This is a genomic window from Parasphingorhabdus sp. (assembly GCF_036963705.1).
Lineage (GTDB): Bacteria > Pseudomonadota > Alphaproteobacteria > Sphingomonadales > Sphingomonadaceae > Parasphingorhabdus.
The window spans coordinates 17518-30105 of sequence record NZ_JBALUT010000006.1 but is presented as its reverse complement, the minus strand read 5'-3'; the positions used below and the strand labels follow the sequence as shown (position 1 = coordinate 30105).

Annotated in this window: 13 protein-coding genes and 1 tRNA gene; 7 read left to right on the top strand and 7 right to left on the bottom strand. The window is 57.0% G+C overall.

All coding sequences use genetic code 11. The features are described 5' to 3' along the window. The first annotated feature begins 1 nt into the window (after position 1). Both V7680_RS02435 and V7680_RS02430 read left to right on the top strand, forming a co-directional pair. Positions 2–526, top strand: coding sequence for a hypothetical protein (locus tag V7680_RS02435; RefSeq protein ID WP_335651698.1), 525 nt, complete (start codon positions 2–4; stop codon positions 524–526). 16 nt (positions 527–542) lie between these two features. After that, on the top strand, positions 543–1319 hold the full coding sequence (locus tag V7680_RS02430; RefSeq protein WP_335651697.1) for an SDR family NAD(P)-dependent oxidoreductase: 777 nt from the start codon (positions 543–545) through the stop codon (positions 1317–1319). Here the strand turns inward: V7680_RS02430 and V7680_RS02425 are convergent, their stop codons facing one another. Continuing rightward, a complete protein-coding gene (locus V7680_RS02425) occupies positions 1320–1937 on the bottom strand; it encodes a DNA-3-methyladenine glycosylase family protein (protein WP_335651696.1) in 618 nt (205 codons plus the stop codon). A gap of 94 nt (positions 1938–2031) precedes the next feature. On the opposite strand from V7680_RS02425, the gene V7680_RS02420 reads away from it, so the two are divergent. Beyond that, entirely contained in the window at positions 2032–2349 is a 318-nt protein-coding gene (locus V7680_RS02420) for a 2Fe-2S iron-sulfur cluster-binding protein (RefSeq protein WP_335651695.1), read from the top strand. Between the two features lie 62 nt (positions 2350–2411). Here V7680_RS02420 and V7680_RS02415 read toward each other — a convergent pair whose 3' ends face one another. Both V7680_RS02415 and rlmB read right to left on the bottom strand, forming a co-directional pair. After that, entirely contained in the window at positions 2412–3152 is a 741-nt protein-coding gene (locus V7680_RS02415; protein ID WP_335651694.1) for a hypothetical protein, read from the bottom strand. 4 nt (positions 3153–3156) lie between these two features. Next, a complete protein-coding gene (gene rlmB, locus V7680_RS02410) occupies positions 3157–3903 on the bottom strand; it encodes a 23S rRNA (guanosine(2251)-2'-O)-methyltransferase RlmB (RefSeq protein WP_335651693.1) in 747 nt (248 codons plus the stop codon). Positions 3904–4039: 136 nt separating this feature from the next. Here rlmB and V7680_RS02405 point away from each other — a divergent pair. Beyond that, positions 4040–4125: transfer RNA gene (locus tag V7680_RS02405), tRNA-Tyr, on the top strand. A 231-nt stretch (positions 4126–4356) separates the two neighbouring features. Beyond that, positions 4357–4746: a c-type cytochrome gene (locus V7680_RS02400; protein ID WP_335651692.1), complete on the top strand. Its 390-nt coding sequence runs from the start codon at positions 4357–4359 to the stop codon at positions 4744–4746. 84 nt (positions 4747–4830) lie between these two features. On the opposite strand, the gene V7680_RS02395 is transcribed toward V7680_RS02400, so the two are convergent. From V7680_RS02395 to V7680_RS02380, 4 genes are all read right to left on the bottom strand, one after another. After that, entirely contained in the window at positions 4831–6066 is a 1236-nt protein-coding gene (locus V7680_RS02395) for a M14 family metallopeptidase (RefSeq protein ID WP_335651691.1), read from the bottom strand. A 58-nt stretch (positions 6067–6124) separates the two neighbouring features. Then, the gene (locus V7680_RS02390) at positions 6125–9154 is read right to left on the bottom strand and encodes a TonB-dependent receptor domain-containing protein (RefSeq protein ID WP_335651690.1); all 3030 of its coding nucleotides are present in this window, start codon (positions 9152–9154) and stop codon (positions 6125–6127) included. A 266-nt stretch (positions 9155–9420) separates the two neighbouring features. Next, on the bottom strand, positions 9421–9690 hold the full coding sequence (locus tag V7680_RS02385) for a hypothetical protein (RefSeq protein WP_335651689.1): 270 nt from the start codon (positions 9688–9690) through the stop codon (positions 9421–9423). Positions 9691–9838: 148 nt separating this feature from the next. Next, on the bottom strand, positions 9839–10471 hold the full coding sequence (locus tag V7680_RS02380) for a GNAT family N-acetyltransferase (protein ID WP_335651688.1): 633 nt from the start codon (positions 10469–10471) through the stop codon (positions 9839–9841). 140 nt (positions 10472–10611) lie between these two features. On the opposite strand from V7680_RS02380, the gene V7680_RS02375 reads away from it, so the two are divergent. Further along, positions 10612–12141 carry a flavin-containing monooxygenase gene (locus V7680_RS02375; protein WP_335651687.1) on the top strand — a complete coding sequence of 510 codons (1530 nt, stop codon included), beginning with the start codon at positions 10612–10614 and terminating at the stop codon, positions 12139–12141. Positions 12142–12235: 94 nt separating this feature from the next. Then, positions 12236–12577 (top strand): PilZ domain-containing protein, encoded by a 342-nt coding sequence (locus tag V7680_RS02370; protein ID WP_335651686.1) that lies wholly within the window; start codon positions 12236–12238, stop codon positions 12575–12577. Positions 12578–12588: the final 11 nt, after the last annotated feature.

Genomic DNA, 12588 nt, shown 5'->3' with positions numbered 1-12588 from the left:
CGTGAAATCTGGTTTTGCATATCTATTGAAAATGGCCGGTCTGGTCGCTCTGCTCTGCATGGCATCGTTCTCGGTAACCGCGCGCGCGGAAGTGACGGTCACTTTCTATTCGCACGATTTCGGCAAGAATTTCCCACATGCTTTTTTCATGGCCAAGGGTGAAACGTCCGATGGCAAGAAGGTCGATACCGGCTTTGGGTTTACCGCGATCAACGTGTCGCCGGGCATATTATTCGGTTCGGTCAAAGGCCATGTGAAGGCGCCTTCAGCCGACTATATCGCCAGCAGCAACCCGCATTTTACCGTAAAAGTGACCGACAAAAAATACCGCGAATTATTGGCGGTGGTGAAAAAATGGCAGACCATCCCCCAGAAAAGCTACAGTCTCAACAAACGCAATTGCGTGCATTTTATCAATGACGTGATCAAGACGCTGGATCTCAAGACCAATTTGAAAACCGCCAACTGGAAGAAACCCCGGTCCTTCATGGAAGAAGTCATGAAGCTCAATCCGTTTCTCAAATGATATAAGGGCACGCGATATGACGGACGTTTGCATGGTAATCGGAGCAGGCGCCGGCATTGGCGGCCATGTCGCAAAGAGATTTGCCCGGGAGGGCTATCACGCAGCTTTATGCCGTCGCAGTGATCAGGATGGTCTCGACAAGATGGTCGCTGATATCGAGGCCTCTGGCGGGTCTGCTTCGGGGCATTTGCTCAATGCGGTCGAAGACGGATCGATCGAGAAGGCAATCGAGCTGATCGAAGCCGAAGCCGGCCCGATCAAGACATTGGTCTATAATCTCGGCGCGCAGGTCGGCAACCGGCCGCTGGCCGACACCCATCACAAGATGTTTGAAATGGGCTGGCGGCTGGGGACCTATGGATTGTTCCGGGCGGCGAAAGCGCTGATGCCTCTGATGGAAGCGCGCGGCGGCGGGACTTTTCTGGTTACCTCGGCGACGGCGGCGGTTCGCGGCAATGCGGGCCAGCACAGCCATGCTGCAGCCATGGCCGGCCGGCGGATGCTCTGCCAGACACTCAACGCCGAATTTGCGCCGAAAAACATCCATGTCGCGCATATATTGATCGACAGCGCGGTCAACGCACCGGACACCTTGGGCAAGATGATCGGAGCCGAGCGCTTTGCAAAATTGCAGGAAGCCAAAGCCAACGGCAAGGACGAGATCATGGAGCCGGGCGCGATTGCCGATACTTATTATCACATCGCCCACCAGCATCGCTCTGCATGGACTTTCGAACTGGATATGCGCGCCTTTACCGACACCGCCTGGTGGAACCACCCGGTCGATATCTAGCTACATCACCATCACATGATAATGGTGCCAGGTGAATATCGCCACGGCCCCACGATGCGGAGACCAGGCTTCGGCACGCTCGCGAATATCTTTTTCGGAAGGGCGCTCGGCCAGCTCGAGGAAATTACCGACACCGACCTGGATCGCGAGATCACCGGCCGGCCAGATATCGGGGCGGCCTTGCGCGAACAACAGATAGATTTCCGCTGACCAGCGGCCAATGCCCTTGACCTTGGTCAGCAGGGCGATCGCTTCTTCGTCATCCTGCGGCAAATTGTCGAGATCGAGGCCGCCGGAGAGGATCAGCTCGCCAAGGCTGCGCGCATAGCCCTGTTTCTGGCGAGACAGGCCACAAGCGCGCAATTCGTCGAATTCGGTAGCAATCAGGGCCTCGGCCGGACAACCCGTTCCCAGACGCGCTTCCAGCTTGTTCCAGACCGCCGCCGCCGATGCAACGCTGACCTGCTGGCCGACGATGGTGCGGAGCAGCGTCTCATAGCCTTCCGGACGGATGCGCGGTTCCGGATAGCCGGACTGCACGATCGCCGCTGCCAGCTGCGGCTCGATGGCGCTGACATGGTCCAGTCCGGCTTTGATCGCTTCTTTTGTTAGGCCCATTGAATGTCCGTCCCCGTTTCGGCCCTTGATTCTTTTTGGCGGCCCAGACATAGCGTGCGGGATTTATGTTTAACAGTCACCACAAGGGATAGCTATGCCAACAATTCACGTAACCGGCCGCGATGGCGAAGAAAAAGCAGTTTCCGTCGATAGCGGAATGAGCGTGATGGAGGCGATTCGAGACAATGGCTTTGATGAATTGCTGGCTTTATGCGGCGGCTGCTGTTCCTGCGCGACCTGCCACGTCCATGTTGATGCCGACTGGAAAGCCAAATTGCCGGCGATGAGCGAAGATGAAGATGATCTGCTGGAAAGCAGCGACCATCGCGACGAATTTTCACGGCTCAGCTGCCAGATTGAATTGTCCGACGATCTTGAAGGCCTGAAAGTCCGGATCGCCGCAGAGGACTGATTGCCGGTCAACCGATATCAAAAGGGAGCGCTTTGCCGCTCCCTTTTTTGTGTCCTGTCGCTCTATCTTGCCAGTTTGACGATGGCGCGGGGGCTGCCGGCGGCAGCGCTCGCTTCGTCGACTTTCCAATGCAGCGTCTTGACAGTGCCGTTGCTTTTATAGCCGTCTGCGGTGTTGTTGCTCAATATCTCGCCATTCGTCTCGATGGTGAAGCTGCCATCGATCGGCTGTGTCTTGTTCTTGCCGGATCCGCCCATCGGCATCGGCCCCATGGCGCCGGCCAGACCGCCTGGTCCTGCCATCGCCGGTGTCGATATCTCCAGCTCGCCGCCGCTCCGACGGATGATCTGGACGAAGGGAAATTGCATGGTCGCGCCCGGTATTGTCGGAAATGCGAACATCTGGTCGAAATTTCCGCTGACCATATATTCGACTTCAAACAGATTATCGCCGACATATTCGACCTTGTTCCAGCCGTCATATTTGGCGAGCTGGGCGGCGAATCCCTTCAGGCCCTCGTCATCACCGGGCACCGCTCCTCCGAAGATCGAGCGCATGGCAGCATTTTTCTGCTCATCGTCCTTGTCGTCGCTTTCGGTAGAATCATCATCGATCTCCCCGGACGGAGGAGACATCGACTTGCCGTCGCCTTCTGCCAGTTGCATCTGGCCGTTGTAGGTAAAGACATAAGTGCCGTCGTTCATCAGCCGTAATTGCGAATCAAATTTTCCGGGAATCAGCAGGCAGCCAGCTAGCAGTAGTGGTATCGAAAACGCCGCGACCAGTTTCACAAGCTGCTTCATCGTCCTATTCCCCTTTGGTCCTCGTATATTCCGCGTAGAGAGCGATGGCGGCGGCGTTGGAAACATTCAGGCTTTCCATCTTGCTGCTCATCGGCAGTCTCGCCAATGTATCACAATGGGCCGCGACATTCTGCCGCAGGCCTTCGCCTTCTGCGCCCATCACCAGAGCGATCTTGCCGGTACCCATCGCGCCTTCGAGCTCATCGGCGGCATCGCCATCGAGCCCGATCCGCCAATAGCCGGCCGCAGCAATATCATCGAGCGCGCGGGACAGGTTGACCACCCGGATCCACGGAACGATTTCCAGTGCACCCGAAGCCGATTTTGCCACGACACCCGATTCGGGCGGAGCATGACGGTCCTGGGTGATGATCGCGGCGGCATCAAAGGCCGCTGCGGAGCGAAGAATCGCGCCGACATTGTGCGGGTCGGTGACCTGATCGAGCAGCAACAACGGACGGTCGGTCTGCTCGTCCAATATGTCGCCCAGCCAGATATCGGGCAGGGGATCGACATCGGCGACCATGCCCTGATGCGGCGCATCGCGCGGGATCACCCGGCCGAGATCGGCGACATCGCAGATCACAACCGCGATATCATCAGGGATTTCCAGCGTTGCGAGAGCCTCGCGAGTGATCGATATCTTCTTGATCACCCGGTTGGGATTGTCGAGCGCTGCTTCTACCGCGTGCCGTCCCCAGAATTTGAGTCCGCCACCGGTTTTCTTAATTGATTTGTTTTTGCGTGCCATAATTGCTCTCTAGACGGTAAGCCTCCTGCGGACAGCCCTTTTTTTCTGCAAATTTGCAAGGGCAGGCATTGACAGTTTGCCATCCCTTCGTCATTGAGCCGCTCTTGTCGCCGATGGCGGCCTTGGATAACCTGATGGACAGGTGGCCGAGTGGTTAAAGGCAGCAGACTGTAAATCTGCCCGTGTAAGCGTACATAGGTTCGAATCCTATCCTGTCCACCATTACCCCCGAGGGGGTGCAGAAAACCAGCAAACTACTGATATTTCTTGGCTTATCCTCTCAAAAGGGTGTGTTTCAGTCTTTCAGCCTACCCGTTCTGGCAACCGTCACCAATCAGCAGCGACAGCGTCAATATAGTTTCTTGCCTGCGCGCGCGATGTGGTAGTTTCCCTTATTGCCAAGCATGAGCATCCGTTTAGGCTGACATAGCTAATTGGGTAGGAAAATTATCGATGCGACTATTGTTTCTGGGGGTCATTCTTCCGCTCATCGTAACCGGGTGCGCTACAGTGCCAGCAAAGCCGACTGTCGTTACCGTCGATAGCTCCGGACCGCGCTCAGACTCAGATAGCGCAGTCGAAGGGCTGGCATTTGCCCAGGCGCGCTGCGCCGGTTGCCACAATGTGGCGGGTGGACAGGCTTCGCCGAACTCTCTCGCGCCCCGTTTCGAAGCAATTGCCAATACAAGAGGGCTGACCAGCGACACGCTGAAGGCCTGGCTGCGCGATTCCCACAATTATCCCGGGCAGATGGATTTCGAGATTGATGCGAAGCGGATTGATGAACTTGCGGCCTATATGCTGACGCTTAAAAGCCCCGCCTACCGGCCTCCGATTCAATAGCGACGGCCTTCGGCCCAACCCATCGCAATGACAGTGCTCTATGAACAGAGCGCTGGCTGTTAACCGATAAGAACGGTCGGTAACCTATTCCCGCTCAGCACCGGCCCCATCGCCTAGCAGACTTTCCATCATCGCGATCGCGGCCTCCCTCGCCAGCCGGATGATGAGCTGGCGATCGGTCTCGTCCCCGATCTCGAACGTAACGGTCGGGGCGCCATATATCTTGTAGACATGGTTTTTGGAATTTGCCTGCCCGAGATTGTGATTGGCGTCGCGATTGATCGCATAGTCCGGCATCCGGACCTGCAGCCGGTCCAGCCATTTTTTCAGGAACAGTGGCGGGTTGGTCGGATTATCGTCCGGGATCGTGTAGAAAATATCCTTCTGGGTGGAATGGAAGTCGACGAACAGACGCAGCTTTCTGTCAGGGTCCGTTTCGATCTCGCCCAGCAACTTGTCCATCAACCGGGTCTCGGGCTGTACAAACGGCCCCCAGTCGCGGTTCAGGTCGGTGCTGCCGCTGTTGTGGCGCCAATAGCCGCGGTCGACGCCGTCCGGGTTCAGCATCGGGACGACGATTGTTTCGAACCGTTCGCGAAAGCGGCGGGCGAGCGGGTCGTCGGACAATAAGGTTTCGACAAAAGGCATCATCGCCAATGCACCGGTCACTTCCGGAGGATGCTGGCGGCCGATGAGTATGATCTGCTCGCGCGGCTGGCCTGCCGGAGCCTTGATGGTCAGGGCCGGAATATTCCGGCCTTCGGCTGACTGGCCAAGCGACCAGCTTTGGACAAGGGGGGAGGCCGCTGTGCGGTCGATCCATTGGCGATAGGATGTCGAGGATATGATCTCCTGGCCCGCAATGAATAGAGGCTGGTCGGCGAGCGTCAGCGTGATTCTGGCCTGCCTTACGCCATCGACCTCGTAAATCTCGACCGCGTCCTGCGGTAGGTTGGTCCAGTTGATGCCGTCGCTGCTGCTCTTGGGCCAATAGCGGTGGCCGCAATGTTCGTAGGTCATGTTGACCGTGATCTTGCCCGCCTGTTGCGGGGTAAGGCGAAAGGCATACCAGGCGCTGCAGTTGATCGGCGGTGCATCTTCCGGTTCTATGCTGATCGATAGTTCGCCATCACCCAGTGGCTCGCAAGAGGCGATATTGCCGGTCAGAAATGCGGTATCAAGCGTAACATCGGGCGTGCTGCAGCGCGCTGCTGCAACCGCTGTCGGCGCTGGCCCCGCTGACTGGTTTTCGACCGTCCCGGCACAACCGCCAAGCAATGCCGGTACACTCAACAGCCAGAGATGGTTTCTCAGCGACATGGATTATCGTCCTTCCGATTGGCGGGACAACGACAACCCGTCATCCCGCCATTTGGTATCAGAACTTCTTGCGCAACTCGACGGTAAACTGGCGTCCACGCGCACTGTGCAACTCGCTGAAATAGCCATAGGCTTCGTCGGCCAGCGGCGGATCTTCGTTGAACAGGTTGTTGACGCCGAATTTCAGACGGGTTCCGTTGAGCGGCGTGTCATTGTCAACCGTGTAGCTGATCGAGGCATTCATCGTGAACTGGTCCTTGACCCGGTAGAAATTTGCATTGGGGTCATCTGAGACGATCAGCACATCGCGCGTGACGCTGGTGTCCCAGACCTCGCCGATATATTTGCCAAACAGGGTCACATCAACCGGGCCGCTGCCCCAGCTGACCGAACCGCTGAGCCGCCATTTCGGGCGTCCTTCGATTTCCAGCAATTCGCCAAGGCCGCCAACGCCGACGTCGGTCGGCAAACTTCCTGCTGCGATCGCATCGAGCAATTCCTGGCCATCCGGTCCTGCCGACTGGACAAAGGATTTCAGCCGCGCTGCATTGAGCCGAAGACGGATGTCACCGATGCCGAATTCAGGGATGTTGTAGAACATTCCGAAATCCCAGCCCTTGGAAGAACGGCTGTCTAGGTTGAGATAGGGATCAAGAACCTGAATGATGCTGCCTGCTGCTTCCAGGCTGGTGCCGGCAAACAGGGCAATCGCATCCGCGTCGGGAGCGTTACGCACCACATTGGGGTTTGTGCTGCCATTCTGACGACGCACCAGATCGAGCGCAATCGCATTATCATCACCAAAGACCCCGACGATGCCACGCTGTTTCACGCGCCAGTAATCGGCGGTGAGCGTCAGGCCCGGAATGAATGCGGGCTCGAGCACGATACCAAGGTTGATGCTCTCGGTCTTTTCCGGCTCCAGCGTGTTGGTACCGGTGCGCAGGCTGACCGTACCGGTCCCGCTACAGGCGCCGAGATTGGCGATGATGTTCTTTTCCACCTGCGCCTGACAGGTCACAAAATCATCGCGGGTGTTGGAGCGGGTGGTGCCGGCATCATTGACTTGCACGAGATTGGGCGCGCGAAAACCTTTGGACCAGGCGCCACGAAAGATAACGCCCTGAACCGGCGTCCATGCTGCCGCTGCCCGCGGGACAACCGCGGTTTGATCGATATCCTTGAAATGCTCGACCCGCCCTGCGACCTGCACATTGAGGTCGCGGATCAGTGGGATGTCCATATCCTCGGAAACCAGCGGGATGAAAGCTTCTGCAAAGGCCGAATAGACATCACGGCGACCACTGGTGTCGGGCGACGGGCTCGATCCGACGACATCGCTGCCGTTGAAATCACCGGTCACACTGTCGGTAAAGGTTATCGTGCCATCGAGGCGCGGATCGCGATCATCCTTAAACGTCTCGCGCCGGAATTCGACACCGGTCGCTATCCCGACATCGCCACCCGGCAACGCAAACAGATTGTCGCGTGAAACCTTGAAGTCGGCCAGTGCCAGCGTGGTTTCACCCTTGCGGAAAACGTCGATCGTGATGTCGTCGATCACGCTTTGCGGATTGGGCGTGCAGTCACCATTATTCGGACCGGTGCCCTGATTTTCGAGGCAACCGCCGTTGAACGGATTATAGGCATCGGCTGTCGTCCGGTTGATCACATCCTGGAGCTTGGTCAGAGAGATGCGTCCGCGCGTCAGGTCGGTGCTGTTGGCTTGGGAATAGACGAAGCCGGTATCGAAATCCCACTCGCCGAAATTGCCTTTGAAGCCAGCGACAAGCCGGTAGCTGTCCTTGGTGACCGAAACGTCGCGCGTCCCGACATCGATAAAACGCATGCGCTCCATGATGACATCGGCGCCACCAGCGGCGATCGTCGTGCCCGGAAGCCGGTTCGGGCTACCCACTGGACCGAACGGGTTATAATAAGCCGTCCGTGCAATCCCCAAAGGAACGGCTGAGAGTAGCGCGGTGGCTTCGTTTGCACGGCGGCTTTCGGAGCGATAATAGCTGCCTTCCATGTAAAACTCGACAGCATCGCTGATGTCATAGTTGAACAAGGCTGCGGCGTTGTAGCGATCCTTTTTCGAGAATAGATCGACCCCGAAATTGGTATTATAGCGCACGTCGGTAGCAGGCGTTGTCCCCGCCCGGGCGCAAATACCGTTGCCGAAATCAAGACGGCAGCCACCCAATGTGGCGGGCACGAGATAGAAATCGTCATCGCCAATCGGGGTGCGGGACGAAGGCGCCTGAATATCGAACTGGCCGAATGGACTGCTCGTCGAGCGGTTGTTGAAGGAAGCATCTCCTTCAAACGGTGTCCCGATCAGCAAGTCGCGCCGATCATCAAAAGCCGCATAGTCGCGGATCGTCACCGGAGCGCCGTTTTCATGGAAATAACTTCCATAGACGGTCAGGTTTGCCCGGCCATCGGCAAAGTCGAAACCATAGCCGCCGGAAATGCTGCTGCTGTAGAGACTCGTCCCGTCGGATGCGCGCCAGTCGGCCTCGATGAAACCGCCGGTCATATTGCCTTTCAATATGGTGTTGACGACACCGGCAACCGCATCGGCGCCATAGACGGCAGACGCGCCATCGCGGAGTATCTCCAGTCGTCTCACACTGCCCGGTGAAATTTCGTTGGTATCCGGAGAGACTACGGGCACCAGCAATTCTGTCTGGAAGCCGGGGTGCAGGTTCATCCTGCGACCGTTGATCAACAGCAAGGTGTTGCCGGTCCCAAGGTCGCGCAGGTTGATCGATGCAATGTCCCCGCGTGCGCCATTCACGCCGCCGGTCGTATTCTGCTCGTTGAATGCGGTCGTGCCGACTTGCGGAATGGAGCTGAACAGCTCTTCGCCGGATGCAGCCCCCGTTGCTTCGATAGCGGTCTCGTCAAGGACGGTGACCGGCAGGATATCATTGATTTTGGCGCCTTGAATTTGGCTGCCGGTGACGACGATAATATTCTCGTTATCAGCTGTTTCTTCAGCTGATTGTGCATAAGCGCCATTGGCGCTGACCAGTGCTGTTGTCCCGAGCAACAACGCGCAGACATTACGGATTCCAGACATAACTTAACCCCCCGATTAAAAAAACAGAAAACAAGCAGAACGAAACAAATATGAAATTTTCAGATATGCTGCAGCTCGATCGCGCAGCCCTCTTTGGCGCGATTTTGATACAGAGATATCGGGAAAGGACCATATTCCCATTCCGTCAATCTAGATTCGAAAAGGAAATGTCCGTTTTATTGCAGGCGTGGTATTTCAGCCACAGGGTTGGATGCTGTCCAGATGTCGCTAACGCATTGTGGCGATAAACCAGGGTTTCGACCCCATCAACCCAGTCCGGTGATCTTCAATCCGGTCATTACAAAGACATAGCCCAGACCGCCATACATCATCGCCCGGAATACCGGATAGGGGATGCGTGCTTTTTCGGGATAGCCTTCGGGGTGGACGATTTCGATCATCTCGCCGATCACCGGCGTGGGGAAGGGCGTGTAGAGCGGGTCGCGAACCTCGATAAAGCCGCCCTTCTGGTCGGGCAGCAGCAATATGGCGCTGTACATGGTGGTGCGGTTGCCGCTCGAGCGGTGGTGACGCACGATCTTTGCCTGGGCCCGGCGCGTTCCATTGCGGATGAACAGCAAATCGCTGCGCAGAGCCAGCGCCAGTCCCGAACCCGCAAGGGCCAGTCCAATCCAGAGGAAGAGAGTTTCGATGGGGTTCCGCTATCACAGCTTCCAGGGGCTGTTAAGAGCCGTTTGCGTCCTGCTGCCACTCTGCCCGCGAAACTTCCCACACCAAAGATGGCCGGGTGGTTCCGTCGTCACGATGGCTGACGATTTCGCCCATCCGCCGGAACCCCAGCCCGTCGAGCAAATGCGCGGTTCGGTGATTGTCGAGCGAAGCGGTCTCGCAAATCAGTTCGAGGCCTAATACGTCAAACATCCAGTCGAAACTCAGTCGCGCGCCTTCGATCCCGCGTCTTTTGCCCTGACGATCGGGGTGAACCGCTCCGCCCAGTTCGCCGGCCGCCCATTCTGGCCAGATGCAAATATCGGTATAGCCACCAATCCTGCCCTGATCGTCGAAGTTCAGGAGCAGCAAGCCGCTGCCTTGTTCGCGCTGTCGCTGATGGTCGGCGATAAAATCGCGCACCGCCTCGATGGTTAGTGGGTTGGGCAGTGTATAGATTGGCGCATGTATTTGCGGGTCGCTGAGAAATTCGTAGAAGATCGCCGTATCCTCGACTGTTGCAAGGCGGGACAATGCGTTTTCCGTCGTGATCGCGGTGGCCGCGCTGACCGCCGAGCGAATGGCATCGGCTTTACCGTCTGCGACTCGCTGTCTGGTTATTGGAATATTGCTCTTGTTCGTCACCATATTTATTCAGCCTTTACCTGGGTTTGACGTCCTGACCGCGGATAATCCGTTGAACAAGCGTCTTAACTGCCCAATTAAATTGCCAATTGCAACTCGCTCCCGGCAATGGCATAACATTGCAAAAGCTGGGAGAGACGGCAATGGCTACACAGGTTGCGGACAAGAGTGCCACCACGGCAGTATCGGTCGACGTATTGATCGTCGGTGCCGGGATTTCGGGAATCGGGATGGCAGTGCATCTGCGCGACAAATGTCCCGGCAAGAGCTTTGCCGTGGTCGAACGCCGCGACGATATTGGCGGGACCTGGAACCTCTTCCAATATCCCGGGATCCGCAGCGACAGCGACATGCATACTCTGGGTTTCAAATTCGAGCCTTGGACCGAGCAGAAGGCGATTGCCGACGGTCCGTCGATCATGAACTATCTCCACCGGATCAAGACCAAGCATGATCTGGAAAAACACATGCATTTCGGCCACAAGGTATTGACCGCGAGCTGGTCGAGCGAAGATGCGCGCTGGGCGGTGACGGCGGAAAAATCCGATGGCAGCCAGGTCACGATGTACGCCAATTTCCTCTATATGGGGTCTGGCTATTATGATTATGACAATCCCTATGACGCGCAGATAGAAGGCCTGCAGGATTTCAAGGGCGAGGTCGTCCACCCGCAATTCTGGCCGCAGGATCTGGATTATAGCGGCAAGAAGGTGGTGATCATCGGCAGCGGTGCGACCGCGGTGACGATCGTCCCGGTGATGGCGGAAAAAGCAAGCCATGTTACAATGTTGCAGCGCACACCGACCTGGTATTTCGCGCGGCCGGCGAAGGACTGGCTGGCCAATATGCTGCGCAAGATCATGCCGGAAATGTGGGCCTATAAGATCATCCGTTTCAAAAATGTGAAGTTGCAGGACATCGGCTTCAAGATGGCGCGCGACAATCCGCAGAAGGTGATCGACAAGCTGGAGAAACCGCTCAAGAAAGAGCTCGGCGACAAATATGTGAAGGAAGATTATACGCCGCCTTACGGTCCGTGGGAGCAGCGTCTGTGCCTCGTCCCCGACAGCGACATGTTCAAGGCGATTGCCGCTGGTAAAGCCGATCTCAAGACCGGCCATATCGACACAGTGACCGAAAGCGGGATCAAGCTGAAATCCGGCGAGACGCTGGACGCGGATATCATCGTGACCGCGACGGGGCTGAAGCTGGCCGTTGCCGGCAAGGTCGCCTTCTCGGTCGATGGCAAGCCGGTGCACTGGCCCGACCATTATTATTACAAGGGCTGCATGTTCTCCGACATTCCCAATCTGGCGGTCGTGTTCGGCTATCTCAATGCCAGCTGGACGCTCAAGTCCGATATCGTGTCGGAATTTACCTGCCGCTTGCTGAACCACATGGACGCGACGTCGACGCGTATCGCCAATCCCGTGCTGACGAGCGAGCCGGAGCAGCAGGAGCTGTTCGACTTCTCGTCCGGCTACATTACCCGGTCTCTGTCCGAACTGCCGCGCAACAGCAAAGCGATGCCATGGAAGCTCAATCAGGATTATCTGTTTGAAAAGAAGGTCTTGCTTAACGATTCGGTCGATGACGGGGTGCTCCGGTTTTACGGCCCCAATTCGGAGCGACCAGCAGACGCAAGCGAGTCGACCCTCGAAGCAGCTGAATAGTTCCTCTGTCACAATAGTGCGAACGAATCACTTCTGTGGCTGTTTAACCATTTGTTGAGCAGAATTCGCTAAGCCCTACGGCGAGGGGCTGACGATGAGATACATGCATTCACAATTTCGTTCCGTGAAATCGGCGCTGATCGAACAGCGCCAGGTGTATCGGCATCCCGTCCAGATCCAGCGCGCCGCGATCCGGGAGAACGGCAAAGGGGGCACAAGCGCCAAGGCTGGCGAACTGGTTGATGTTTCGGTCTATGGCTGCCGGGTTTCTTGTGACGGGCGATTCAAGGCCAGCACGCGTCTCTGGTTGCGCTTTGATAACAGCAGCCCGATTCCGGCGACCGCCGTCTGGTGCAAAGATGGCTATATTGGCTGTCGTTTCGATGAAAAACTGGATCAGGGCCTGTTTCGCAGCCTGACCCTGATGAGCGAATAGGCCAGCCAAAA

Bases quoted from the DNA above. Each gene is read 5' to 3' on its own strand.
- V7680_RS02430 (WP_335651697.1), top strand. From the start codon at position 543: ATGACGGACGTTTGCATGGTAATCGGAGCAGGCGCCGGCATTGGCGGC.
- V7680_RS02425 (WP_335651696.1), bottom strand. From the start codon at position 1,937: ATGGGCCTAACAAAAGAAGCGATCAAAGCCGGACTGGACCATGTCAGC.
- V7680_RS02420 (WP_335651695.1), top strand. From the start codon at position 2,032: ATGCCAACAATTCACGTAACCGGCCGCGATGGCGAAGAAAAAGCAGTT.
- V7680_RS02415 (WP_335651694.1), bottom strand. From the start codon at position 3,152: ATGAAGCAGCTTGTGAAACTGGTCGCGGCGTTTTCGATACCACTACTG.
- rlmB (WP_335651693.1), bottom strand. From the start codon at position 3,903: ATGGCACGCAAAAACAAATCAATTAAGAAAACCGGTGGCGGACTCAAA.
- V7680_RS02400 (WP_335651692.1), top strand. From the start codon at position 4,357: ATGCGACTATTGTTTCTGGGGGTCATTCTTCCGCTCATCGTAACCGGG.
- V7680_RS02395 (WP_335651691.1), bottom strand. From the start codon at position 6,066: ATGTCGCTGAGAAACCATCTCTGGCTGTTGAGTGTACCGGCATTGCTT.
- V7680_RS02390 (WP_335651690.1), bottom strand. From the start codon at position 9,154: ATGTCTGGAATCCGTAATGTCTGCGCGTTGTTGCTCGGGACAACAGCA.
- V7680_RS02380 (WP_335651688.1), bottom strand. From the start codon at position 10,471: ATGGTGACGAACAAGAGCAATATTCCAATAACCAGACAGCGAGTCGCA.
- V7680_RS02375 (WP_335651687.1), top strand. From the start codon at position 10,612: ATGGCTACACAGGTTGCGGACAAGAGTGCCACCACGGCAGTATCGGTC.
- V7680_RS02370 (WP_335651686.1), top strand. From the start codon at position 12,236: ATGAGATACATGCATTCACAATTTCGTTCCGTGAAATCGGCGCTGATC.